At 73.3% G+C, this 22,301-nt stretch carries 21 protein-coding genes; 6 read left to right on the plus strand and 15 right to left on the minus strand.

What is annotated here, in order from left to right:
* From OG689_RS00005 to OG689_RS00015, 3 genes are all read right to left on the minus strand, one after another.
* On the minus strand, nt 1-275 hold a 275-nt coding region (locus OG689_RS00005; protein ID WP_266316427.1), incomplete at its 3' end, for a cupin domain-containing protein.
* A 298-nt stretch (nt 276-573) separates the two neighbouring features.
* Nucleotides 574-1,542, minus strand: coding sequence for a helix-turn-helix domain-containing protein (locus OG689_RS00010; RefSeq protein WP_266316428.1), 969 nt, complete (start codon nt 1,540-1,542; stop codon nt 574-576).
* A gap of 341 nt (nt 1,543-1,883) precedes the next feature.
* Nucleotides 1,884-2,621 (minus strand): VOC family protein, encoded by a 738-nt coding sequence (locus OG689_RS00015; RefSeq protein ID WP_266316429.1) that lies wholly within the window; start codon nt 2,619-2,621, stop codon nt 1,884-1,886.
* A gap of 225 nt (nt 2,622-2,846) precedes the next feature.
* On the opposite strand from OG689_RS00015, the gene OG689_RS00020 reads away from it, so the two are divergent.
* Together OG689_RS00020 and OG689_RS00025 are read left to right on the plus strand one after the other, a co-directional pair.
* Nucleotides 2,847-3,434 (plus strand): SMI1/KNR4 family protein, encoded by a 588-nt coding sequence (locus OG689_RS00020; RefSeq protein ID WP_266316430.1) that lies wholly within the window; start codon nt 2,847-2,849, stop codon nt 3,432-3,434.
* Nucleotides 3,435-3,623: 189 nt separating this feature from the next.
* Entirely contained in the window at nt 3,624-4,244 is a 621-nt protein-coding gene (locus tag OG689_RS00025) for an L-threonylcarbamoyladenylate synthase (RefSeq protein WP_266316431.1), read from the plus strand.
* Nucleotides 4,245-4,356: 112 nt separating this feature from the next.
* Here the strand turns inward: OG689_RS00025 and OG689_RS00030 are convergent, their stop codons facing one another.
* The 6 genes from OG689_RS00030 to OG689_RS00055 all read right to left on the minus strand — a co-directional run bounded on the left by OG689_RS00030 (nt 4,357) and on the right by OG689_RS00055 (nt 10,381).
* Nucleotides 4,357-4,893: a hypothetical protein gene (locus tag OG689_RS00030; protein WP_266316433.1), complete on the minus strand. Its 537-nt coding sequence runs from the start codon at nt 4,891-4,893 to the stop codon at nt 4,357-4,359.
* 439 nt (nt 4,894-5,332) lie between these two features.
* Nucleotides 5,333-5,947, minus strand: coding sequence for a dihydrofolate reductase family protein (locus tag OG689_RS00035; RefSeq protein WP_266316434.1), 615 nt, complete (start codon nt 5,945-5,947; stop codon nt 5,333-5,335).
* 284 nt (nt 5,948-6,231) lie between these two features.
* A complete protein-coding gene (locus tag OG689_RS00040; protein ID WP_266316437.1) occupies nt 6,232-7,071 on the minus strand; it encodes an alpha/beta fold hydrolase in 840 nt (279 codons plus the stop codon).
* An 85-nt stretch (nt 7,072-7,156) separates the two neighbouring features.
* Complete coding sequence (locus tag OG689_RS00045; protein ID WP_266316438.1) at nt 7,157-7,825, minus strand: DUF4097 family beta strand repeat-containing protein; 669 nt, start codon at nt 7,823-7,825, stop codon at nt 7,157-7,159.
* A 408-nt stretch (nt 7,826-8,233) separates the two neighbouring features.
* Nucleotides 8,234-8,737 carry a nuclear transport factor 2 family protein gene (locus OG689_RS00050; protein WP_266316439.1) on the minus strand — a complete coding sequence of 168 codons (504 nt, stop codon included), beginning with the start codon at nt 8,735-8,737 and terminating at the stop codon, nt 8,234-8,236.
* 534 nt (nt 8,738-9,271) lie between these two features.
* Complete coding sequence (locus OG689_RS00055; protein WP_266316441.1) at nt 9,272-10,381, minus strand: vWA domain-containing protein; 1,110 nt, start codon at nt 10,379-10,381, stop codon at nt 9,272-9,274.
* Between the two features lie 383 nt (nt 10,382-10,764).
* Here OG689_RS00055 and OG689_RS00060 point away from each other — a divergent pair, with 383 nt between their 5' ends.
* Nucleotides 10,765-12,582: a pentapeptide repeat-containing protein gene (locus tag OG689_RS00060; protein WP_266316443.1), complete on the plus strand. Its 1,818-nt coding sequence runs from the start codon at nt 10,765-10,767 to the stop codon at nt 12,580-12,582.
* 76 nt (nt 12,583-12,658) lie between these two features.
* On the opposite strand, the gene OG689_RS00065 is transcribed toward OG689_RS00060, so the two are convergent.
* The 3 genes from OG689_RS00065 to OG689_RS00075 all read right to left on the minus strand — a co-directional run bounded on the left by OG689_RS00065 (nt 12,659) and on the right by OG689_RS00075 (nt 14,809).
* Nucleotides 12,659-13,528 (minus strand): SDR family oxidoreductase, encoded by an 870-nt coding sequence (locus tag OG689_RS00065; RefSeq protein WP_266316444.1) that lies wholly within the window; start codon nt 13,526-13,528, stop codon nt 12,659-12,661.
* 133 nt (nt 13,529-13,661) lie between these two features.
* Nucleotides 13,662-14,126, minus strand: coding sequence for a hypothetical protein (locus OG689_RS00070; protein ID WP_266316445.1), 465 nt, complete (start codon nt 14,124-14,126; stop codon nt 13,662-13,664).
* 164 nt (nt 14,127-14,290) lie between these two features.
* A complete protein-coding gene (locus OG689_RS00075) occupies nt 14,291-14,809 on the minus strand; it encodes a MarR family transcriptional regulator (protein ID WP_266316447.1) in 519 nt (172 codons plus the stop codon).
* Between the two features lie 418 nt (nt 14,810-15,227).
* On the opposite strand from OG689_RS00075, the gene OG689_RS00080 reads away from it, so the two are divergent.
* Nucleotides 15,228-15,431, plus strand: a complete 204-nt coding sequence (locus OG689_RS00080; protein ID WP_266316448.1) for a hypothetical protein — start codon at nt 15,228-15,230, stop codon at nt 15,429-15,431.
* Between the two features lie 694 nt (nt 15,432-16,125).
* Here the strand turns inward: OG689_RS00080 and OG689_RS00085 are convergent.
* From OG689_RS00085 to OG689_RS00095, 3 genes are all read right to left on the minus strand, one after another.
* Nucleotides 16,126-17,544, minus strand: a complete 1,419-nt coding sequence (locus OG689_RS00085) for an MFS transporter (RefSeq protein ID WP_266316449.1) — start codon at nt 17,542-17,544, stop codon at nt 16,126-16,128.
* A gap of 572 nt (nt 17,545-18,116) precedes the next feature.
* Complete coding sequence (locus tag OG689_RS00090; RefSeq protein ID WP_073925854.1) at nt 18,117-18,470, minus strand: helix-turn-helix transcriptional regulator; 354 nt, start codon at nt 18,468-18,470, stop codon at nt 18,117-18,119.
* Complete coding sequence (locus tag OG689_RS00095; RefSeq protein ID WP_266316453.1) at nt 18,467-18,913, minus strand: SRPBCC domain-containing protein; 447 nt, start codon at nt 18,911-18,913, stop codon at nt 18,467-18,469. Before OG689_RS00095 ends, OG689_RS00090 begins: the two co-directional genes overlap by 4 nt.
* A gap of 805 nt (nt 18,914-19,718) precedes the next feature.
* Between OG689_RS00095 and OG689_RS00100 the strand changes: the two genes are divergently transcribed.
* Together OG689_RS00100 and OG689_RS00105 are read left to right on the plus strand one after the other, a co-directional pair.
* The gene (locus OG689_RS00100) at nt 19,719-20,657 is read left to right on the plus strand and encodes an alpha/beta fold hydrolase (RefSeq protein ID WP_266316455.1); all 939 of its coding nucleotides are present in this window, start codon (nt 19,719-19,721) and stop codon (nt 20,655-20,657) included.
* A 409-nt stretch (nt 20,658-21,066) separates the two neighbouring features.
* Nucleotides 21,067-22,251, plus strand: a complete 1,185-nt coding sequence (locus OG689_RS00105; RefSeq protein WP_266316457.1) for an acyl-CoA dehydrogenase family protein — start codon at nt 21,067-21,069, stop codon at nt 22,249-22,251.
* Nucleotides 22,252-22,301: the final 50 nt, after the last annotated feature.

A 22,301-nucleotide genomic window follows, 5' to 3' on the forward strand; every position in this document is an offset into this window, starting at 1 on the left:
AGGAAGTCGCCCTTCCCCAGCGTCAGCACCTCGTCCTCGACGAGGATCCGCATCCTGCCGTCGAGCACGAGGAACAGCTCCGTCGCCTTCGTGTGGAAGTGCGCGGGGGCGCCCGGCGAACCCTTCTCGAACGTGGCCTTGTTGGCGGTGAACGCGCCGCCCGTGTCGCCCGCGTCGGCCAGCAGGGTGATCAGGCTGGTGGCGCCGTCCTGCAGGGTCTCGGCCTGTTCGGCGCGGACCAGGACGGGACGCTGCGGCCGGTTGTCGGCAGTCATCAGGATTCTCCTCGTGGCGTGGTGCGGCGGGATGCGCGCGGTCGGTCCGGTGCTGCGCGCCGGCGGCAGTGCGACCCGAGGTGCCCGTCGGCGTCGCCGTGTTGCGACTGCGGGGTCTCCCCCGGTCGGCGGCGGCCGTCGACCGACGACCGCCGCCGACCGGCGTTCGGGCGACCGGCGTTCGGGCGACCGGTCCCGATCGCGTCGCGTTGCTGTTCTCATCAGCAGTCACGAATCTAGATCGGTGCGCCCCGGCGGGGTGTGCGAGGTGTGCAGAGCGCCTCAACACTTCGTGCGATCAGGGTTGACGGCCGCCGGCGCGGTGTTCGGTGGGGGTGATGCCGTACTCCTCGCGGAAGGCACGGCTGAAGGCGGTGGCGCTGGAGAAGCCCCAGTGGGTCGCGATCTCCTGGATCGTCCGGCTGCTCAGCGTGTGTCGGGTGAGGTCGACGCGGCAGCGTTCCAGCCGGCGCCGGCGGATCGTCGCGGCGACGCTGGAGGACTGCCCGTCGAACAACGCGTAGAGACCGCGCAGGGAGATGCGGTGGTGGTCGGCGATCGCCCGGGGGGTCAGGCCGGGATCGCCGAGGTTGTGGTCGATGAAGCCGTGGATCCGTTGCACCATCAACTGGGCGCGGGCTTCGGCCGGCGCCTCGTCCAGGACGCCCAGTTGCTGGGCGAGACAGGCGGTGGCCAGGTCGAGCGTGATGGATCCCAGGCGGGACAGTTCCTCCGGACGGCAGCCGGGCCCGTGGTGGAGCAGGGTGGTGAGGAACCCGGCGACGACGGCCCCCGTACCCTCGGTCGCCGGGATGCCCCGGGCGAGCAGGCGGTCCACCCGGTCCGGGTGCAGCGGCAGGACGGCCCGGGGTATCTGCAGCATGATCGCGCCGGCCCGTCCGTCCTCGCCGGCCGACACGTTCTCCATCGGGCGCGAGGTGTCCGTCAGCACCAGATCGCCGGAGACGAGCGACTCGTTGCCGCGCTGGGAGGTCCGGAAGGTGCCTTCCGTGATCAGCGCGAGCTGGTACTCCTCGGGATCGCCCTGCCGGACATGGGCCGAGGTGCGGCGCGCCCGCGCCGGCGAGAATGCGAAGGCCGACACCTGAACGGGGCCCAGCTCCACGTTCGTGATCTCCGCACGGAAGCCGGCCGCCCGCTCCGGACTGACCGCGACGGGCATCAGATCGGTCGACAGCCTCTCGCGGAACCACTCGAACCCGTCCGCCGGCGCCACGACGGCGGACGACACACTTGTCCATCCCACGAAGTCCTCCACCTGCTCACGATGTGACGCTCGTTCGCCCCGCCCGTGCGGGAGCCTGCTACGGCGTTCACCATGATCGACCAGAATCTGTCCTGCACACGACGAAACCCACGGCGGGGTGGCGACAAACACACCGGTTCACGGCCGGGGCCGACGCCGGGCGTGCGGCCGCGCAGCGGTGTGCCGGGCTGTGCCCGGAACGGCGGCGACGACAGCGATCACGGGCGGGGCCGAACGGGCGGGGCCGGACGGTGGCGGGGCCGGACGGTGGCGGCAGGTGGTGACTGGTCCCCTGCGGCCCGGCCGGAGCTCGTTGGAACCGGCCGGACCGTCGCCCGAGGTCAGCGAGGGGTCAGGAGGCAGAACTCGTTGCCCTCCGGGTCGGCCAGAACCGTCCAGGAGATCGCTGACCGGTCGATACCCGGATCGGTGGCGCCCAGGGCGCGCAGTCGGGCTTCCTCCGCCGCCAGGTCGTCACCGGGGTAGGGGCAGACGTCGAGGTGGACGCGGTTCCACACGCTCTTGGTGTCGGGGGTGCGGACGAACTCCAGGTAGGGGCCGACGCCTTGGGCGGAACGCATGGTCGCGTGGTCGTCGGCGACCTCGTGCAGCGTCCAGTCCATCGCCTCGTCCCAGAACCGGGCCATCGCCCGCGGGTCGGCGCAGTCGACCACCACCGCGGCGATCGGCCCGGTGTCCCGGTAGACCGGGCGCGGCTCCAGGACGCAGAACTCGTTGCCCTCCGGGTCGGCCATGACCGTCCAGGGGACATCGCCCTGACCCACGTCGGCGAGCGTCGCACCGAGATCCTTCAGGCGCGCGACCAACTCCGCCTGATGGGCGGCCGAGGTGGTGGCCAGATCAAGGTGCACCCGGTTCTTCACCGTTTTGGGTTCCGGCCGGGCGATGATGTCGATGCAGACGGCCACGGGGTCGGGGTAGGCGAAGTTCAGGGGTTCGAGGTTGGTCACGCCGGGTCCCTCGCTGTCGACGCCCCAACCGAGCGCCTCCGCCCAGAACCGGCCGAGCGTGGAGTCGTCCCGGGCCTTCATGTTGATCTGCACGAGTCTTGTTGCCATGCGGCAGATCCTAGAAGCTGCCGCCGGGACGGGACGGACGAGCCGACGGCCCGGAGCGCCCACATCGCCTCCACCGCAGACGGCGACTCAGGGCCGACAACGGAAGAGCGAGCCGGCAGTGCCGGCGTCGACTGCCGCGGGAGCGAGTACGTCCCGCAGGACGAGTCTCTCCGCCCTGCGACAAGCCGTGCGATACATTGCGGGCGACACAGGAGAAGAGCTCGCATGGACTCCCGCATCCCGCGGCTGCGACGCAAACTGACACGCATCCCCTGGACGCCCGGCCGAAGCCACTCCTTCGGGGAGGAACGGCACGAGTTCCGCCTCGGCCCCCGCCTGCCCAAAGCTCGGGCCGACGCTTTCGAGGCCGAGCATGGCGTGGAACTTCCCCGTCCCTACCGGGACTTCCTCGCACACATGGGCGGCAGCGGCGCGTCTCCGTACTACGGACTGATCCCGTTGGAGAACTGCACGCTCTTCACGATGAACGTCAAGGACGGCGGCCAGGACGGAAGAGGATTCCGCCGGGCCCATCGCCCCACGAGCCGAGGTGACCTGTTCCTGCACATCATCGAACGCGGCTGCAGCGATCTCGTCCTCGTAAGCGTGAGCGGCCCTCTCACCGGGCGCGTACTCATCGGCAACGCCGACGGCTTCTGGGGCCCGAACGTCTCCTCGGCCCCGGACTTCCTCGCCTGGTACGAACGATGGCTCGACCATATGGCCGCCGGACAGGACAACCGGGCCCTGGAACTCACCTCGCCCCGACTCCGAACACATCCCGATCGGCATCGACTCGCCCCCAAGATCTGACCCGCCGTGACCGCTCCACAGGGCCGGGGCCGCAACCCGTTCCAGCACCCGGACGACGGCCGGGGAAACGCCCGGGCAGCGACCGGGACCAGCGCCGGGAAAACACCCGGGCACCGAGGACGTCGAGGACACCGGCGCGATGGGGCGCGGCCGCTCCCGTCGGGCGGGTGGATCCCGTAGGGTCGGCCGATGGCGAAGTACTTCGACGTGCACCCGCAGACCCCCCAGGCCCGCACCATCGGCACCGTGGTCGACAGCATCCGCTCCGACGCCCTCATCGCGTATCCGACCGACTCCTGTTTCGCCCTCGGCTGCCGCATGGGCAACCACGAGGGCCTGGAGCGGATCCGCTCCATCCGGCGGCTCGACGACCGCCACCACTTCACCCTGATGTGCGAGAACTTCGCCCAGCTGGGGCAGTTCGTCCAGATCGACAACGACGTCTTCCGCGCCGTCAAGGCGGCGACGCCGGGCAGCTACACCTTCATCCTCCCCGCCACCAAGGAGGTCCCGCGCCGACTGATGCACCCGAAGAAGAAGACGGTGGGGGTCAGGATCCCCGACCACGTCGTCACCCGCGCCCTGCTCGCCGAACTCGGCGAACCCCTGGTCTCCAGCACCCTGCTGCTCCCCGGCGAGAGCGAGCCGATGACCCAGGGCTGGGAGATCAAGGAGCGGCTCGACCACGTGCTGGACGCCGTGGTCGACTCCGGCGACTGCGGTACGGAGCCGACGACGGTCATCGACTTCTCCGAGGGCGAGGCGCACATCGTCCGGCGCGGGGCCGGCGACCCCGCACGCTTCGAGTGACGCCCGGACACGGTCGGCCCGACGGCACGCCTCGCCCGAGGCGTGCCGCTGCCACGCCGGCCGTGCGCCGGTAGCGGGTCCGGCGGCGCCGCGGGGCGGGCCTGGCGGCGGCTCAGTCGGCGGTCGGGTCGTCCGTGGTGGCCTGGGGTCGGCCGGGGCGCATGCCGGCCTTGAGGTCGCCCATCACCGCGCGGGCCACCTGATCGACGGGGTCCTTCTCGGCGAACCCGTAGTCGATGGCGCCGTCGCGGTCCCCGGCGGCGGCGAAGAGCCATCGCGGGCCGTACTTGGTCGCCCCCAGCCACACCTCGAACTCCTCCCCGGCGTGGGCGAACCGGACGGACCCGGCGCCGCCCGCCGTGACGACCTGCCCGTCCAGCCGGTAGGCGAGCTCCTGCAGGGGCGTGCGCTCCTGGTCGCGGGCGGCCTCGAGCCGGACGGCGAGGACCGAGGACAGCGGCCCCATGACGACCGCGCCCTCGTCCGTGGTGATCCGAAATCCGGGCTGTCCCCCGATGTGGGCGGAACTGCCGTCCGTGGCACCGGCGAAGGCGAACGGACCGGTGACGAACGTGCCGGCCTTGACCTCGTGCCAGCCGTCGGCCAGCAGTACGGCCGCCACCTCGTTCGCGTTGACGTGCAGGTTCATCACTGGTTCCTCTTCTCGGTGGCGCAGGTTCTCGGTGGCGCGGGTTCTCGGTGGCGCGGGTTCTCGGTGCCGCGGGTTCTCGGTGCCGCGGGTTCCCGGTGCCGCGGGACGCCCTCCGCTCCGCGAGGTGCCGCATCGCACGGTCGGGCATCAGGCGGTCCGGGCCGGCGGGTCGCCCGTACGGCCGCCACGACGTCGGCGACGGGCCCGGGACCACCGCGCACCCGGCGGAGGCGAACAGGTCCGGGACGAGAGGCCCCTGGGCGAGAGGGCCGGACCGCCCTGCGGCCTGCGGGCGGGCACTGAAGCCCGCCCGGCGCTCCCCCGGCGCACCTCCCTCCGAGGGCGGCGGGGCGGCCGGGGGCGGGGAGCGGCTGTGCGGCGCCGTCGTGGTCCTGACCGCGTGTCATCGAGCTCCGACGGCGCCGTGATGTCGTCGTCAGAGGACGTCGTAGGTCAGGTGCGTCGCGGTCGACGTCGGGACGGCGCTGCGCTGCACCAGTGTGCGCGGCACCGCGCCGGTGAACAGGGGCGTCCCGGCGCCCAGGAGGACGGGCGACAGGTGCAGCGAGAGCAGGTCGACCAGCCCGGCGTCGAACGCCGAGCGGATCAGGGCGCCGCCTCCCATCAGGACGACGTCGAGGTCCTTGCCGCTGCTCGTCGAAGCCGCTTCGGCGCGCCCGCGGGCGGTGGTGACGGCGTCGGGCAGACCGGTGGTGACGAACGTCCAGTCGAGGGCGGCGAGCCGGACCGCCGGCGGTGGCGAGCTCGTCACGACGACGAAGGCGGGGGTGCCGACCTCCCCGGCACCGTAGCCGGTCTCGTCGTCCCAGCCGCCCGGCCCGTCGACCAGGTCGAAGAGGCGGCGGCCGAGGACGACGGCGCCCGAGCGGACGGTCCCCTCGTGCAGGACCCGGCGGTCGTCCGGGTCGTCGGAGAACGCCCAGGTGTGCAGCGCCTCGCCGCCGGTGCCCAATCCGTTCTCCGGGCCGGGGTCCGGGCCGGTGACGAAACCGTCGAGGGAGACCGAGATGTCGGCGATGATTCGCGTCATGTCGAGGTGGACCCGGTCTGCTGCCTGAACCCGTCGCTCATGCATGAAGTATGTGACCCGCTCCGCTCGGGCTTCAACGGCACACGCCCGAAGTCGCCGACACGGCCCAGCGGCGGCCGGGGCGGGGAGCAGCGCGAGGTCCGGACGGCGGGCGGGTGGCGGCCGGGGCGGGCCGGGCGGTCGAGGCCGCCTCCTGCCGGGCCGCTGCCCGGTGGCGCCGGCTGTCGGGCCGCTCCCGTGGTGGTGCCGGAAGGGTGTTGACCGTGGTGGCGTCCGGGGGGGGCTCAGCCGGCCCGGTGGTCGCGGGTGGCGGCGAGCTCGCGCACCGCGTCGGCGACGGCTCCGAAGTCCTTGCGGAGGATCTTGGAGTGGTTGCTCGGGACCTTCGAGCCGACCCGGATGTTGGGGTTGCGGGCGAGCACCGGGTCGAGGTTGGCGCGGATCTGCTCCATCAGTTGCGGGTCGCCGCCGAGGTTGCCACCCGTGGCGAGCACGTACCGGACCGGTACGGTCAGGCGGTCCAGGACCGGGTCGAGGGCGGCGGGCGCGCAGAGTTCGTTGGCCTCGATGTTGATCTCGGCGTGCTGCGCGGCGCTCATCCGCGCGGCCAGGCCGAGCCGGCGGGCGACCGGGAAGAGCGGGCTCATCCGGCGGAACAGCTTGCGGATCTGCGCCCGGGCCGCGTCGTCGAGCCATTCGTGCGGCAGGGCGCCGTCGACGGACACCACCCCCAGGGCGCGGTCCGGGTTCCGGGCGGCCCAGTGCACGGCGATCATCGCGCCGTAGGACCAGCCCACCAGGATCGGCCGCTGCACGCCCCGCGCCCCGAGGACGGCGTCGAGGTCTCGGACGCAGGCCTCGAAGGAGTAGTCCGCCGAGCGCTTCGAGCGGCCGCGGGCGCGCTCGTCGTAGGTGATGTGCCGGTGCTCGCCGCCGAGGTCGGCGATGACGCGCCGCCAGTGCGACCGGTCGGCGTAGGAGCCGTTGAGGTAGACCACGGGGCGGCCGGGCCCGCCGGTGTCGGTCACGGCCAGTGCGGTGTCGTCGACCGGCACGGTGCCGGTCCAGGCGGACTGCTCGGCGTTGCTGGTGCTGGTGCTGGTGCTGGTGCTGGTGCTGGCCATGGTGTCTTGCCCCCGGGGTCGGCGGTGGATCAGGAGTGGTGGACGGTGCGGTCGCGGTGGCGGGTCGTGACGGCGGTGCTGCTGCTCAGTGGCTGTGGGCGGTGATGTCGCCGTGGGTGGTGGTGGCCCGGATGGTCAGGTCGGGGGTGCCTTCGGTGTTCCTGAGGGTGTTGCGGATGCGGCCGAGGGTGGTGCCGGCGTCGAGGGCCGCGGAGGTGGTGCGGGCGGCGCCGACCGTGATGTCGCCGGCCAGGGTGTGCAGGGTGAGGGTGCCGCGGGTGGCTTCGGTGATGTTCAGGTCGCCCTGCTGGGTGCTGATCCGCGCGGGGCCGCCGAGGCGGCCGACGGTGATGTCGCCGGCCTGGAGGGTGAGGTGGGCGCCGGCGGTCTCGTCGAGCTTGACGGTGCCCTGCGCGCCCTCGAAGGTGACCTCGCCGAGGCGCCCCACGCCCCGCAGTTCGGCGGCGGCGGCCTTGGCCTCGACCCGGGAGCCGGCCGGCAGCTGGACGGTCACCTCCACCGACCCGGAGTTGCCGAGGATCCGGTTCTTCGCCGGCGCGGCCCCGATCCGCAGCACGCCGTCGGCGTACTCGACGGTGATTCGCTCCGCCGCCTTCACGTCCCGGCCCTTGGCGGCGTCCGCCGGCAGGACCTCCACCGTGCTGTCCGCCCGGTCGGCGGCGATGAACCGGATCCGCCCGGCGGGGATGTCGAGGACGGTGGTGATCGGGGTGGGGGTGTCGAACTTCAGCATCGCTGTCTCCTTCGTCGGTGGCGGGCGCTCCGTCGGCCCGCTGTTTCCGATGAGGGAAAAGCTACGTTGCGTTCAAGGATCACGCAACAACTTCATTGCGAACTATCATCATCAGCACAGGCCAGAGCAGCTATTTCGTTGCAACGACTCTGAATTCAACGCAACGACAGACCTCGCATCCGTTGCATTGATTGGAGGTGAACGCTATGCCGGGGCGCCCGGTGACGCCCTGGTCGCGCGGGCCGCCGGACGCTGCTCCCCGAGCTCGCCGCGGACGTGGGCGACACGGCCGACGGCAGACGCACGCAGTGAGATGCCGGGCCTCGTGAAGCACGAGGCCCGGCATCCGGGGCGAGCGAGGTGGCGCGGGCACGACCGGGAGCGTCGGCGCGCGGGCCGACTGCCGGTTCAGTGGGTGGGCGGGGTCCAGTCGGCGGGCAGGCCGGACTGGGCGAGGACGGTGGCGAGGCTGTAGTGGTCCTGGTCGGAGGAGATCCGACCGTGGCCGTCGACGTCGAGCAGGGTGGTCATCGGCACGGCGAAGGACTTGGGCGCGCCCTTGAGGTGGCCGGCGTAGAAGGCCTCCACGGTGATGCGCCAGCCGTCGCGGCGGGCGGTGCGCACGATGACGTGGACGTTGTCGATGAGGCTGTCCGCGCGGGCCTTCCACCCCGAGATCTCCTGGCGGCCGTGGAAGGTGACCCCCACGCCCAGGTCGGTGTAGACGCCGTCGACGGTGAACAGGGCGCCGAGCGCCCGGGGGTCGGTGCCGTTCCAGGCGCAGGCCCAGTCGGCGACGGTCCGCGGCGGGCGCCGATGGGCGTCCTGCGCGGCGTAGGCGGTGGTGGCGGGCACGGCGGACAGGGCTGCGGCGGCGATCAGCGTGGTCATGGCGCGGGGCAGGCGGGACATCGTGGTGGCTCCTCGAAGGTGCGCGGCGGTCGGTGGGTTCACAGGTGCGGGTCCGCGAGTGCGGGGCCGCAGGTGCGGGTGCGGGTGCGCCCGGCCGGCGGGCCCCGGCGGCCCGCCGGCCCCGACCGGTGGGGCGACCTGCCTGCCGCCCCTGCCTGCGTGCGTGCATCGTTCATGGCGCACAGACTCGTCCCGACCGGTGTCCACTCTCCAGCTCCGGCGGCAACGGGAACTGTCCACCTCTGTCCGCACCTGTCCGCCTGCCTCCACCTGTCCGGCGCCTTCGCGGGCCGGCGCGCGACCGCCGCGCGACCGCCGCGCGACCGCCGCGCGACCGCCGCGGGGGCCGTACTGCTCCTGCTGCCACCGCACTTCACCGGGCAGGCCGGGCGCCGACGCGGCGCCGACACGGCCGGAAGGCCGCCGGGCCCACCGTCGGTGCCCGGCCCCTCCCCCAGGCCCGCCGTGGCCGCCGGACGCGCCGAGGCCACCGACGGCCGGGCCCGGAAGGGACGCTCCGTCAACGCCTGCCGCTCACCTGCGACGTTGGGGCTGGAGGAGGACCAGCAGCTTGGTGCCCGGCACCAACTTCCGGTTGACGGAGGTCGATTGGACGAACACGGTGTACGACGGGTTGTCACCCGGCTTCACCGTGGCCTCCGACGCCGGCAGGCCGAGGAGCTGGCGGGCCGCCGGGCCGGAGAACACCCTGCCGGTCATCCGGCCGGTGGCCGGGTCCTTCTCGGCCACGGCGAGCTGCTTGCTGCCCTGGATCTTCTCGCGCTTGGACAGCTCGTAGAAGGCGCAGCCGGTCCTGTACCGGTGCCCGGCGCCGGTGACGAAGTCGCGGATCGGTGTCTGCTCGTCGACGGGGACCAGGATGTACTTGCCGGTCTCCATCGCGTCGAGGTTGGCCTTCACCTCGGCGGTGCTGAGGTCCTGGCCCATGGAGAAGAGGTTCCTGGTGCCGCGCACGCCCTTCTCGCGGCCCCGCAGGAAGCTCGTGGCGGCCGTCTTGACGGTGCCGATGGCCTCCTCGACGCCCTTGCTGGAGTCCGCGTCCCAGATCGCGATGTTGCCCGCGGGGAAGCCGTACTCCTGGGCGGTGCGCTTGGCCAGGGAGTTCGGGACCAGGATGGCCGAGGTCCAGTGGTCGGGGAGGTTGTCCAGGGCTCCGTGGATGCGGTCCATCCAGGTGCGCAGGACGGCGGTGCCCTTGCCGGCGGCCATCCGGACGTGCATCTTGCCGGTCTCCGAGCAGCCGGAGGCGTTCTCCGCGCCGTCGGTGACGACGACCTGGAGGAAGGAGTGCTCCCCGTACCCCTCCCAGATGTTCTTCAGGTCGTCGATGGACTTCACGGCCGCCTCGATCAGTGCCGTCGCACCGTTGTCGACCTTGTAGAGGCCCTTCAGGGACGGCAGGTGCTTGACGTCCATGTCCCAGACGAGGTTCTGCACCTCGTGGTCGAAGGCGTAGAGGCTGATACGGGTCTCGTGGCCGAGCCGGTCGGACTCCTCCTGAAGGCCCTTCACGAACTCGTCGACCACGCGGACGAGCTGCGCCTCGTGCTGACGCATCGAGCCGGACCTGTCGACCACGAGGGAGACGTGGTTCACCTTGTGGTCGATCCTGTTCGCAGTCATGGTTCCGCCCCTTTTCCAACGCCGTTTTCGACGCCTTTCCGGCGTCCCCTCCAGCGTTGTTCCCACTCTATGACGAGGCACTGACAGTGCCCTTGACCTGGTGTTCCACGGCGTCCGGCCACTCGCGCCGTAAAAGGGGGGATACGCTCCGAGAGATTGCCGGAGGGGGAAGTCCCGGCGATATTCCGTTCCTTGAGCTGCTTTCAGGGGAATCGGTGGGTGATGCGCCGGGGATGTGCCCGCGCAAGGCCGAGTCCGCGGTGCGCGACGAGCGGTGCGCCGTACGTGGTGCGCCGTACGTGGTGCGCGGTGTGTTGTTCCGGGATCTGTCACAGTCTGCCGATCTCTCCCCCGCGCCGGCCGGCGGCCGTTAGAACGTCGTCATGACCGCCGAACCCGCCGCTGCCGCCCCTGCCTGGCCCCACTGCGCGGAAGGGGCCTCCGCCGCCGACCCGGTGGGCTGCCGGGGCGTTCAGGTGGCGGACGGCGGGCGCTGCCTGAAGCACCTTCCGCCCGCGCGGCGCGCCGCCGTCCTGGCCGCGCTCACCGCCGGCGGTGACCTCGACCTGCGCGGCACCACCGTCGACGAGGACCTGCTGACCGCCCTGCGCGGCGCCTGCACGGACGGCGCCTCCGGACGGGCGTGCTTCGGTCGGGCCGACTTCACCGAGGCCCTCTTCACCGGCGACGCCGAGTTCGTCGCGGTGGCCTTCGCCGGCGAGGCCCGGTTCAACGGCGCCACGTTCGCCGGCCTCACCAGTTTCGACTCGGCGGTCTTCGCCGGCGAGGCCCGGTTCAACGGCGCCTCCTTCGCCGGGCACGCCAGTTTCGACTCGGCCGCCTTCACCCGCCATGTCTGGTTCGAGGCGGCCGCCTTCGCCCAGGGCGCCCGGTTCAACGCGGCGGCGTTCGCCGGCGGCGCCAGGTTCGGCTCCGCCACGTTCACCAGCGGCGTCCGGTTCAACTCGGCCTCCTTCACCGGTCACACCAGCTTCGAGGCGGCCGCCTTCGGGGGCGAGGCGAGGTTCAACTCGGCCTCCTTCACCGGCGACGCGCACTTCGACGCGGCCGTGTTCGAGGGGCTGCAGCACCTCGGGCCCTTGACCTGCGCGGGCCTGATCGATTTCGGCGGTGCCCGGTTCACCGGCGCGCAGGTCACGATCGAGGCGGGTGCCGCCGTCGTCGTCTGCGAACGGACGGCGTTCGAGGGTTCGGCGGTGCTGCGCCTGCGGTACGCGACGCTGGACCTGAGCCGGGCGACGCTGTCGGCGCCGGTGGCGCTGCAGGGCTGGCCGGTGCCGTTCACCGACCAGCGCGGTGGCGAGCTCGACGAGGGCCTGCTCGCCGCCGGCGGCGCCCCGCCCGCCGTGCGCCTCGCCTCCCTGGAGGGGGTGGACGCGGCCCATCTGGTACTCACCGACGTCGACCTGAGCCGCTGCCGGCTCGTCGGTGCCTTCCACCTCGACCAGGTCCGGATCGGCTTCGGCTGCCGCTTCGCCGGGCCGCCGGCCGGCTGGCACCGCCGTGGTGTGCGCCCGGCCCGCTGGTCCCGGCGCAAGGTGCTCGCCGAGGAGCAGCACTGGCGGGCCGCCGCGGGCGGGGCCGGGGCCCGGGGGTGGCCGGCCGGGCCGCATCACGGGACGCCGGGGCGCGGGCCGGGTCCGGAGGATCTGGCCGGGGTGTACCAGCAGGTGCGCCGGGCGTTCGAGGAGGCGGGCAACGAGCCGGACGCCGCGGACTTCTACTACGGCGAGATGGAGATGCGCCGCCTCGACCGCCGGCGCCCGCGGGCCGAGCGCCGGCTGCTCGGGGCGTACTGGCTGGTGTCCGGCTACGGGCTGCGGGCGTCGCGGGCACTGGCCTGGCTGCTGGCGGCGATGGCCGCCAGCCTGCTGCTGCTGGTGCTGTTCGGGCTGCCCGACGACACCCCCGACCCGCGGAGCACCGGTACCTACGCGGCCGGCAGTGTCCGGTTGACGACCAGGACCCCGGAGCCGGTGCTGACCCTCCCCTGGGAGCGGCGGGTGACCGGAGCCAGGGTGGGGAGGGCGGCCCTGGTGGTGGTGAACTCGGTGGTGTTCCGCTCCGGCGGGCAGAACCTCACCTTGCCCGGTGCCGTCGTCGAGATGGCCTCCCGGATCGGCGAGCCGGTCCTTCTCGGTCTGGCCGCCCTGGCCGTCCGGAGCCGCGTCAAACGCTGACCGCCCCGGACCGCCGGTGTGCCCGGGACGGTGTGCCCGGGACGGTGTGCCCGGGGTCGGTGTGCCGGGGTCGGGTCTACGGGCGGAAGTGGTCGCGGTGTTCGTCGAGGAAGGCGTCGAGGGTGCGGGGCGGGCGGCCGAGGATGTCGGCGACGGTGCTGGTGGGGGTTTCGGGCCGGGCGACGGCGAGTTGCTGGATCTCCGCCACGTGGGCGGCGAGCCAGGCGGGCATCCGGGCCTGACGGACGAGGTTGTCGCGCAGGTCGTCGGGGGTGAGGTCGACGTACCGGATCGGGCGGCCGGTCAGGGCGGTCAGCCGGGCGGCGAGGTCGGGGTGGGCGACGGCCTCCGGCCCGGTGAGTGTGTAGCTGCCGCCCATGACGTCGGCCCTGGTGAGCGCGGCGGCGGCGACGTCGCCGATGTCGCGGCAGTCGACGTAGTTGCAGGGCGCGTCCCTCATCGCGCCGACGACGAGGCCCTGGGCGACGGTGGGCGCCAGGCGCAGCAGGTTCTGCATGAACGCGTAGGGGCGCAGGACGGTGTGGGCGAGTCCTGAGGCGCGCAGGTGTTCCTCGACGGTGTGGTGTCCGCGGGAGACGGCGACGGGTGAGTGGGGTTCGGCGGCGGGTGCGGAGATCTTGACGATGTGTCCGATCCCGGTGCGGGCGGCGACGTCGATGACGCGGGTTTCGAGTTCGACCTGGTCGGGGCTGTTGGCCATGGCGAGGAAGAGCTGGTCGGCGCCCTGGAAGGCGGTGCGCAGGGAGTCGGGGTCGGTGGCGTCGGCGTACTCGACCTGGACGGGCCGCAGGTGTGCGCCGCCGGCGGCGGCGGGGAGCGGCCGGTGGGGGGTGCGGGTGAGGGCGCGTACGGGGGCGTCGAGTGTGCGGAGGCTGTGGAGCAGGGCGGTTCCGGTGGTGCCGGTCGCTCCGATGACAACGATCATGGTGTGTCCTCGTCGGCTGTGTTCGCCCCGGCGGCGGGTGCTGCCGGGTGGGTTCGGTCGGGTCCGGCGCCGGTGGCCCGGTGGGTGCGGTGCCGGGGGGCTGTGTCCGGGGGTGGGCGGGATGCCGGGTGGGCTATGTCCGGGGTGCGGCGAGGGTGCTGCGCCAGCGCAGGGTGATGACGGCGGTGGCGAGGGCGGCGGAGACGGGCAGGTCGATGCGCAGGCGTTGCAGCCAGAGGGCGGTGGCGAGCGGGGTGTGGGCGGGCAGCCACTGGGCGGCGAACCATCCGGCCGCGGCCGCAGTGCCGGCGGTGGCGACGACGAGCAGCGCGGTCAGGACGAGGCGTGGCAGGGCCGTGGTCCAGGGTCGTGGGCGGCCGCCGCGGCGCAGCCAGGTGCCGACCAGGAGCGCCACCACGGCCGAGGTGCCGGCGATGGAGGTGGCGGCCGCCAGGGTCAGGTCCGGTTGGCCGGTGAGGGCTCCTGCGGTGCCGGCGGTCAGTGCGGGGGCGGCGTAGGCGGTCAGTACCTCGCGCCACAGCGTGAACGGCCGGGAGGCCGCCCGGCTCGGGCGGGTCCTGTCCTTCGTTGCGGGCATGCTGGCCTCTTCTTCTCGTTCGTGTTCCGGCGGGGCGGAAAGGGCGGAAGGGTTCGGCGGGGCGGTCGTGGAGGCCGTCCCGCATATAATTAGGAGGCTAATTATTACGTCGCGAAAAAGGCCCCCACCCGTAGGACGGGAGCCGGGACCGGCCTGCGGCCGGGTCAGTCGGCGGTCAGGGCCGCGCTGCCGCGCACGACGCGGGCGAGCAGGTCCAGGAACACCGTGCGCTCCTGGACGGTGAGCCCGCCCACCATCGCCTCCAGCCGCCCGAAGTGCTCGGGCGCCATGTCGCGCAGGCGCTGCGCACCGCGCGCGGTCAGGACCGCCACCGTGCCCCGCCCGTCCTCGGCGGACGGGCGCCTGGCGATCAGGCCCTCGCGTTCGAGGCCGTCCAGGAGGCCGGTGACCGTGGCCCTGGAGACGCCGAGGTCGGCCGCCAGTTGCGAGGGGGACTTCTCCCCGCCGTGGTCCTCCAGGTCGGCGAGCAGGCGGTAGCGCCCCGTCGACAGCCCGTACCTGGCGAAGTGGACCTCGGTCGCCCGCCCGACCCGCGCACCCGCGGCGATCAGTCGCACCGCGACCAGCACCGCCTGCGGATCGGCCTCCAGGCCGTAGTGCCGCAGCTGCCGCGCGGCCTGGTCCAGCGTGGGCGTCTCGCCGTCGACCCCGTCCCTCGTCATATAACTAATATGGCGGCTAATCACTGGGGCTGTCAAGACACCCGGGCCGGCGCCGCCGGACGCCGGCCGATTCCGCCGGCGACGCGGGCGACGCGGGCGACCGAGGGCGACGCGGGCGACCGAGGGGCCGGACCGGCCGAAGCGGGGCGGGAGCGCGCGGGCGAAGCGGCCCGGGGCCCGGGGCCCGGGGCCCGGGGCCCGGGGCCCGGGGTCGAGCCATGGGGCGCACGTCGGCCACGGCAACGGGCCGGCGGTGCGGCCACCATGACTCCCGACCCGAACGACCGCGGAACCGCAAGCACCGTTCGAAGACGAACCTATGTCGTGCCTGTCGGTGTGCGACCCACTACTGATGGTAGTTTCCAGCTGCCGCCCGGCCGGGGCGGCACTGCCGACCCACCATTCGAAGGAGCGAACCATGACCCAGGTCAGCGCGACCGCCGCGGAGACCAAGAAGTCGATGGCCAGGGAGGCCGCGGCGACGAAGACCTGGCGCCACGTCATCCAGCCGGACGCGGACGCCGCAGCCAACTACCTCAACCTCGACCCCGCCCAGGGACCGGGCGAGGCGACCATCACCACCCGACCCGACGGACAGATCGACGTCCTCGTCCTGCTCTGAGGACAAACCCCCGAACACCGCCGGTACCGCGGCGCTCCCCTCGCGCCGCGGCACCGGCGCGAGCGGCCACCGCCGCCGACGGCCTCACCGGCGGCCGGAACGCCGGCCGAGTACCCTCCGGCAGATGATCCTGACGGTTCGCCGGGCGAGTCCGACCGGCCGGAGGTGACACGTCGGCTGCGGGCGTCGCGACCGTCCCCCTCACGGCAAGGCCGTCGCCATGGTCGTCGTCGGCGCCGGCGCTCTCCCGGACGTTGATCCAGCCGTGGTACTCGAACATGGGCGCAGACCACTGCCCGCCCCGGCGTCCACGACCGAAAATGGCATGTCCGCGCCCGAATATTGCCTGGTCACAAGCCTTTTCGGCGGGCTCGTGCGGGTCTAGCATTCCCGGCACGGCAGCCCCACCATCCCCACCGGACGGGCTGCCGAGCAGCCCGGCCGCTCTCCCCCGTGCGGCCGGAGCCTCCCACGGCCGGGACCCGGGCGCCCCCCTCCCGCGGTCCCGGCCGGCACTCACGACCGGCCCCGCCGGACGCCCGCCCCCTGCGCCCGGCCGTTCGCCGGCTCCCTTGCGCCGGCCCGGCGAACGGCGACACCCCGGACGTCCGGACCGGTGTCGGTCGGGACGTACGGGGTGTCACGTGTGCGGGCGCGGCTGCCGGAACTGCCGACGGCCGGCTGCGCGGCGGGTTCAGTCCAGCGAGGTGGCCAGTTCCCCGCCGGTCTCGTCGGGCACCACCACGAAGGCCGCCTCGGGCTCGGGGCGCGGGCGCAGGCCGAACCAGATCAGGGCCACGCTGACCAGGGTCACCGCGACGTTGACGCTCAGGGCGAGGTGGATGCCGGTCAGTTCGGCGCTCCGGGTGGCGGCGATCGAGCTGAGGATCGGGATACCGACGGTGATGGCCACCTGCTGGGTCATCGAGGTCAGGCCGGTGGCCAGGCCCTGCTCCTCGTTGGGCAGGCCGGAGGTGCCGGTGACCGTGTACGCCACGATGGAGGTGACGTGGCCGAAGAAGCCGATGAACAGCGCGGGGATCAGGACGGCGAGCGCGATCCGGGCGTCGCCGACGAAGACCAGCGGGAGGGTGGCCAGGCCCTGCACGGTCATGCCGACGGCCAGGACCTTGCGGCTGCCGTAGCGCCCGATGGAGCGTCCGGCGACCACGCCGGCGCCCACGGCCGCCAGGCCCGGGACGCCGAAGATGAGGCCGGTGACCAGCGGGGAGAAGTGCAGCACGTTCTGCAGGTAGAGCGTCATCAGGAAGATCATGGCGGTCTCCATGCTGAAGACCACCAGCCCGGCGTAGTTGCCCCACTTGACGGTGGGGCGCTTGAGGATGCGCACCGGGGCGAGGGGTGCGGGCGAGCGGAGCTCGATGGCCCAGAACGCGCCCAGCAGCAGGACGCCGACGACGGCGGCGGGGATGCTGCCCTCGATGACGGCGTAGACCACGGCCAGCAGGCCGCCGCTGGCGGTGACCGCGCCCGGCACGTCGAGCTTGACCCGCTCGGGCAGGGTGCTCTCGCCGATCACGTAGGGGGTGACCACCAGGATGACCAGGGCGACGGGGATGTTGATGAAGAACGCGGCCCGCCAGCTGAACAGGCTGACCAGGGAGCCGCCGACCAGTGCGCCGACGGTGAAGCCCGCGGAGAGCAGCGCGCCGTTGAGGCCGAGGATGCGGTCGCGGACCGGGCCCTCGGCGAAGGTGCTGGTGAGCAGGGCGAGCGAGGCGGGGGTGGCCATCGCGGTGGCGAAGCCCTGCAGGACGCGGGCGGTCAGCAGCATCTGGGGGTTGGAGGCGAACCCGCCGAGGAAGGAGGCCCCGATCAGCAGGGCCGCCCCGGACAGGAACATCCTGCGGCGCCCGAACAGGTCTCCCAGGCGGCCGAAGAGCAGGGTGAAGCCGGCCGCGGGCAGCGCGAACGCGGAGGCGATCCAGGGCAGTCCGGTCAGTCCCAGTCCGACACCCTCGCCGACCTTCGGCAGTGCGACGTTGAGGATGGAGAAGTCGACGGACAGCATGAACCCGGCGCCGAGCAGGAGGAAGAGGATTAACCGTTCCCTGCTGGTGATGCGTGGGGTCGGGGCGGTGTCGGTGGTCATGGGACGTTCCCTTCTTCAAGGCTCCGGTGCCGCCGGTGACCGGCGCGCCGGCCGGGCGGGCCGCCCTGCGGCGTCGCTCCTGCGGGTGCCCGCGGACACCGTCCGGGCCGCGCCGACAGCGGGACGGCGGCCGCGGCGGCCCGCGGTGCGTGACGGGCGGTACGGGCGGTACGGGCGGTACGGGCGGTACGGGGGCGGGGCGGGGGGACGGACGGGACGGAACGGTTGCGTGGGGCGGGCGGGTCCTGGGGGCCGGGGTGGGTGCCCGGACAGCTGGAGGACCGGGTGCCCGGGGTGCCGGGGCCCCGGGGGCCGGAACGCTCGTCCGTCCGGTGGCGGTGCGTCAAACTGCTCTGCGTACGGTGGCTTTGCTTCCGGCGGCCGTGCCTCCGGCGGACCGGCGGCCGGGTCACCGGCCGTGCATCTGCGCAATACGGCGGTCTTGCAGGGGAGTTGGCCGGTACGGCTGCCGGGTGGAGCCGGACGGGCGGGCCGCCGCGGGCGGCGGGCCCGGGGTGTCCCGGCCGGGCCGGTTCCCGCCGCGTGTCACGGCGGGAACCTTCGGCCGGGCTCTACCGGGAGTCGCGTTCGGCCGCCTCGGCGACGCGTTTGACGTCCGCCAGCCGGTGGTCCCAGTCGGCGGCCAGCGCGGACATCCACCGCGCCGTGGTGTCCAGCGCCGCGGGCCGCACCGCGTACCGCACCTCGCGTCCGACCCGGTTGCCGGCGACCAGTCCGGCCGCGTCCAGGACGGCGAGGTGCTTGACCACCGCCTGGCGCGAGACGGGCAGCCGTTCGGCCAGCGTCGTCGCGGTGACCTGGCCCTGGGCGGCGAGCAGGTCGAGCAGCTGACGTCGTGTCGGATCGGCCAGCGCCGCGAGGACGCTGTCGACCGCCGCGACGGAGCCGGGGCGTTCCTCCGTCACACGGACGTTTCCTCGACGCGCTTCTTGAAGGCACCCAGCACCTGCGGCCAGCCGCCGGCGTTGTCGTTCAGCGCCTTCTCGCGCACCTCCTCGGAGGCGGCCAGCTGCCCGAAGCCGCTCTCGACGACGCGCAGGCGGGTGTGGCCGCCCTCGGGGATCAGCGTGAACTCCACCAGGGTGCTGTTGTTCTCGCTCAGCTCCTCGCCGGGGAACGCGCTGGCCCAGCGGTAGGCCACGTACGTCGGCGGCTGGACCTTCTCCACCCGCACCGGGAACGAGCCGTACTCGGCGTTCTTCGCCACCATCGACTCGCCCTCCTTGGCGACGGTGCCGGCCAGGCTCGCCTCGTCGGCCACCCAGAAGCCCGGCTGGGCCACCAGCGACCAGACCCGCTCCAGGGGGGCCTCGATGAGGGTTTCGCGTTCGATCAGTTCCGCGCTCATAAGGGGACTCCTTCGCTACGGCCATTGAATGCACCCTTATGGTTGCACGTCCCTCCTCCATCCGCAACCAAAGAGTTGCACCCCGATCGGGTGAAACCCCAGCCCCGGGCCCCCGCTCCGGGCCCCCGCTCCGGGCCCCCGCTCCGGGCGCCGTCCCCCGCCGCCGCCACCGCCCTCACGCAGCCCTGTCCGGCACCCTCCGCCCCTGTTACGTGCCCCGCCCCGCGCCCCTGCCTCCCGCCCGACCGCCCGAAGCCGGGCAGCGGCGCGGGCAGCACGAAGCGGGGCGGGAGGGGGCGGGGCCCGTCCGCCCTACGGCGCGCCCCGCCCCCTCCCGCCCGCCCGGCCCGCCCCGGCCGCCTCCGGCGCCCGCACCGTCGCCCCGACGGACGGATCCCGGACCCGATCCCGGACCGGATCCCGGACGCCCGGACCCCCGAACGTCCCTGTACGGCGGGCGTGTTGTGCCGGGCCGGACGGCCGCCGCGCGGGGCCCACCCCGGCCCGCCCGGCACCGGTCCCGACCCGGCACACGGCGAGTATGCGGGCCGCGGCGGGCCCGGCGACTACCTCCGGATTGCCCCCCTCCGGTGCGGGCCGGACGGCGCCGGTACACGCGGCGGAGGCAGAAAAGGAGAGCACGATGGAAGAGGTGGCCGGACGTCAGAGCCACTGATGATGGCTCATGGTCACGGTGTGACAAGGCGGTTCACCCGCGGCCGTCCCGGGACAGATCCCCGGGGCACCGAATCGGAGCACGGCTCGGCAGACATGTCCCGGCCGCCAGGAAAGAGGAATGGGAACAGTGACCACGAACACGCCCGAGGAGGGCACGCCGGCAACGGGCGCGGCCGTCCCCACCGACGCCGAGCTCGCGCAGTCGCTGGCCGGGAACTTCCGCAGCGACCACATCACCGTGGAGGGCCTGCGCCTGCACTACGTCGCCGGCGGGGAGGGCAGGCCGCTGGTGCTGCTGCCCGGCTGGCCGCAGACCTGGTGGGAGTTCCGCAAGGTGATGCCCGCGCTCGCCGAGGCCGGCCGCCGGGTGATCGTGCTGGACCTGCCCGGCATGGGCGGCTCGGACAAGCCCGCCGGCGGATACGACAAGAAGACGATGGCCGGCGTCGTCCACGGGTTCATCCGCGCCCTGGGCTACGACCAGGTCGACATCGCCGGCCACGACGTGGGCTCGCAGGTCGCCTTCAGCTTCGCGGCCAACCACCCGCAGGCCGTCCGCAAGGTCGCGCTGCTGGACGTGCTGCACCCCGACGCCTCGCTCTACCAGATCCCGATGCTCCCGGCGCCGGGCATGCCCTTCCACCCGTGGTGGTTCGCCTTCAACTCGGTCGCCGGCCTGCCCGAGCAACTGCTCGCCGGACGCGCCCGCCACCTGGTGGACTGGGTCTTCGACGGGTTCCTGCTGGACCGCGGCGCCGTCGACGAGCAGGCCCGCGCCGTCTACACCCGCGCCTACGACACCGCGGACGGGATCCGCGGCGGCAACGGCTGGTACCAGACGTTCGGCCAGGACATCGTGGACCTCGGCACCTACGGCAAGATCGCCGCCCCGGTGCTCGGCCTGGTCTCCAACCTCGCCGACGGCCTCTTCGCCGCCCAGATGCAGGCCACCCTGCCCACCCAGGCCGGCGACGTGCGGGTCGTCGTGGTCCCCGACGCGGGCCACTACTTCGTCGAAGAGGCCCCGCAGGCCGTGATCGACGAGTTCAACACGTTCTTCGCCTGACCCGCCCGTCCCCGCCCCGGCCCCTCGCACCGGACCGACCCGCCCACCGCCACCGGCGGCAACGGCGGTGACGGCAACGGCCACCGGCAGCCGGCAACGGCACGACCGCGGCGGCGCGGTGCGGGACACCCCGGACCGGACGCCCCGCACCGGAGCGCGCACCGCGCCCGCCCGCGCCCGCCCGAACACCCCGTACCGACCCCGTACCGACCCCGGCCACGAGCGGCCGCCGACGCGGCATGCCCGCGTCCGCTCCCGGCCGGGCGGCCGCACCGGGCGGCGGGCGGGCGCCCCCGGTGCCCGGGCGGCGCGGCCCGGGTGCCGGCGCGGTGGCGGGGGGCGTGATCAGCGGATTCCGACAGATCCAGTTGTTCCGGCTAAATCCAGTAGATCCAGCCAAGGAGAAGGCATGTCCACTTTCGCCGTCCCGTCCCGGGACGACCTGCTGCGGCGGGTGTCGGAGACAGCGCCCGTGCTGCGCTCCCACGCCGCGTGGTCGGCGGAGAACCGCCGGCTGCACGAGGAGACGGTCGAGGCCCTGAGCGGGGCCGGCCTGTTCCGGATGCGGATCCCGCTGCGCTACGGCGGGTACGAGGCCGACGCGCGGACCATGGTCGACGTGGTCACCGAGGTCGCCCGCGCCGACGGGTCCGCCGGCTGGGTGCTGGCCAGCTCCCTGATCGCCGGCTGGGGCCTGGGCCTGTTCCCCGACGAGGTCCAGGACGAGGTGTTCGCCGACCCCGACGTGCGGGTCTGCGCCACCATCGGACCGGGCACCGCGACGGCCGTCCCCGTCCCCGGCGGCATCCTGGTCAACGGCTCCTGGCCGTTCATCAGCGGCGCCCTGAGCAGCCAGTGGCAGCAGAGCGCGGCGATCTTCCTCGACCCGGCCGGGCAGCCCTACCCCGTGATGGCGCCCGTCCCGATGGCGGAGCTGGAGATCGTCGACGACTGGCACACCAGCGGCCTGCGCGGCACCGGCAGCGTCACCACCACCGCCAAGGACGTGTTCATCCCCCAGGAGCGCGTCCTGCCCGCGCCCGCCGTCCTCGGCGGCCAGTCCGTCTCCAAGCTCAACGCCGACACCCCGATGTACCGCGCCCCGTTCATCGTGGTCGGCGCCGCCACCACCGTCGGCGTCGCGGTCGGCCTGGCCCACGCCGTCCAGGACGCCTTCTTCGAGCGGCTGCCCGGACGCAAGATCGCCTACACCGAGTACCCCAGCCAGAGCGAGGCCCCGGTCACCCACCTGCGGGTCGCCGAAGCCGCCATGAAGATCGACGAGGCCCAGTTCCACGCCCAGCGCCTGGCCGCCCTCGTCGACGCCAAGTGCGCCTCCGGCGACAGCTGGGAGATGACCGAACGCGCCCGCAGCCGCGCCGACGAGGGCGCAGCCGCCCGCCTCACCCTGGAGGCCGCGCAGATCCTGGCCGGCTCCAGCGGCGGCTCCTCCGCCTACACCAAGGTCCCGTTGCAGCGCATGGTCGGCGACCTCCAGACCTTCAACCTGCACGCCATGATGAACCCCGACGTCAACGCCGAGACCTACGGCCGCGTCCTGTGCGGGCTGGAGCCCAACACCTACTACATCTGAGCACCGGCCGGCCGGGCCCGGCGTCCGGGCACCGCACCTCGTAATTCCGG

This window comes from Kitasatospora sp. NBC_00240 (assembly GCF_026342405.1).
Lineage (GTDB): Bacteria > Actinomycetota > Actinomycetes > Streptomycetales > Streptomycetaceae > Kitasatospora.

What these genes read in the sequence shown, in the direction of transcription:
- OG689_RS00015 (WP_266316429.1), bottom strand. Translation starts at nt 2,621, where the DNA reads ATGGCAACAAGACTCGTGCAGATCAACATGAAGGCCCGGGACGACTCC.
- OG689_RS00020 (WP_266316430.1), top strand. Translation starts at nt 2,847, where the DNA reads ATGGACTCCCGCATCCCGCGGCTGCGACGCAAACTGACACGCATCCCC.
- OG689_RS00025 (WP_266316431.1), top strand. Translation starts at nt 3,624, where the DNA reads ATGGCGAAGTACTTCGACGTGCACCCGCAGACCCCCCAGGCCCGCACC.
- OG689_RS00030 (WP_266316433.1), bottom strand. Translation starts at nt 4,893, where the DNA reads ATGAACCTGCACGTCAACGCGAACGAGGTGGCGGCCGTACTGCTGGCC.
- OG689_RS00035 (WP_266316434.1), bottom strand. Translation starts at nt 5,947, where the DNA reads ATGACGCGAATCATCGCCGACATCTCGGTCTCCCTCGACGGTTTCGTC.
- OG689_RS00040 (WP_266316437.1), bottom strand. Translation starts at nt 7,071, where the DNA reads ATGGCCAGCACCAGCACCAGCACCAGCACCAGCACCAGCAACGCCGAG.
- OG689_RS00045 (WP_266316438.1), bottom strand. Translation starts at nt 7,825, where the DNA reads ATGCTGAAGTTCGACACCCCCACCCCGATCACCACCGTCCTCGACATC.
- OG689_RS00050 (WP_266316439.1), bottom strand. Translation starts at nt 8,737, where the DNA reads ATGTCCCGCCTGCCCCGCGCCATGACCACGCTGATCGCCGCCGCAGCC.
- OG689_RS00055 (WP_266316441.1), bottom strand. Translation starts at nt 10,381, where the DNA reads ATGACTGCGAACAGGATCGACCACAAGGTGAACCACGTCTCCCTCGTG.
- OG689_RS00060 (WP_266316443.1), top strand. Translation starts at nt 10,765, where the DNA reads ATGACCGCCGAACCCGCCGCTGCCGCCCCTGCCTGGCCCCACTGCGCG.
- OG689_RS00065 (WP_266316444.1), bottom strand. Translation starts at nt 13,528, where the DNA reads ATGATCGTTGTCATCGGAGCGACCGGCACCACCGGAACCGCCCTGCTC.
- OG689_RS00070 (WP_266316445.1), bottom strand. Translation starts at nt 14,126, where the DNA reads ATGCCCGCAACGAAGGACAGGACCCGCCCGAGCCGGGCGGCCTCCCGG.
- OG689_RS00075 (WP_266316447.1), bottom strand. Translation starts at nt 14,809, where the DNA reads ATGACGAGGGACGGGGTCGACGGCGAGACGCCCACGCTGGACCAGGCC.
- OG689_RS00080 (WP_266316448.1), top strand. Translation starts at nt 15,228, where the DNA reads ATGACCCAGGTCAGCGCGACCGCCGCGGAGACCAAGAAGTCGATGGCC.
- OG689_RS00085 (WP_266316449.1), bottom strand. Translation starts at nt 17,544, where the DNA reads ATGACCACCGACACCGCCCCGACCCCACGCATCACCAGCAGGGAACGG.
- OG689_RS00095 (WP_266316453.1), bottom strand. Translation starts at nt 18,913, where the DNA reads ATGAGCGCGGAACTGATCGAACGCGAAACCCTCATCGAGGCCCCCCTG.
- OG689_RS00105 (WP_266316457.1), top strand. Translation starts at nt 21,067, where the DNA reads ATGTCCACTTTCGCCGTCCCGTCCCGGGACGACCTGCTGCGGCGGGTG.